This is a genomic window from Synechococcus sp. H55.10 (genome assembly GCF_047502715.1).
In the GTDB taxonomy this organism is placed as follows: domain Bacteria; phylum Cyanobacteriota; class Cyanobacteriia; order Thermostichales; family Thermostichaceae; genus Thermostichus.
In genome coordinates, this window is sequence record NZ_JANSJJ010000258.1 from 1 (window position 1) to 537 (window position 537).

General features: G+C 57.9%; 2 protein-coding genes. Both read right to left on the reverse strand.

Going from position 1 to position 537, the window contains the following annotated elements; genetic code table 11:
- A partial coding sequence (locus tag NW858_RS12900) for an ABC transporter permease (RefSeq protein WP_414520646.1) occupies positions 1–274 on the reverse strand: 274 nt, incomplete at its 3' end.
- A partial coding sequence (locus tag NW858_RS12905) for a hypothetical protein (RefSeq protein WP_414520647.1) occupies positions 275–537 on the reverse strand: 263 nt, incomplete at its 5' end.

Genomic DNA, 537 nt, shown 5'->3' on the forward strand with positions numbered 1-537 from the left:
GCCAGATGATGATCAGCGGCGCGATGGAAACAATGGGCGTTGTTTGCAAAATCACCGCATAGGGAAAGAGGCTGCGCTCAATCCATTTGCTCTGGGCAAACAAAATCGCCAACAAAAGCCCTGAGACCGTGGCCAAAAGGAACGCCACCACCGTAATTTGCAGGGTGATCAAAAGGGAAGGAAAAAGGGATCCCCAGTCTCGCACCAGGGTTTGCACCACCAAAATCGGCCCCGGCAATAGATAGGGGGGCACCCCCGTTAGCCGCACAGCCACTTACCAGCGCACCAGATAAAGGATCCCGACGATCCCAGGGGCAATCACATCCAGGTTGAACCACTTGCGCAGATCCAATCCTTGCCCGGAGGTCGGCGGCGCAGAGCCAGACACCTTAGCCGCATCAGTGGGTTGGGGCCTGAGTTTTTCTTCCACCGCGCTGTTCAGTCGCGGCAGATCGCTATCCAGCCAGGGCCCAGAGGAGCGCTCCGGTGTGCCAAGCAGGGATCCCAGCCGGTGAGACAGCCAATCGAGAAGGAAAC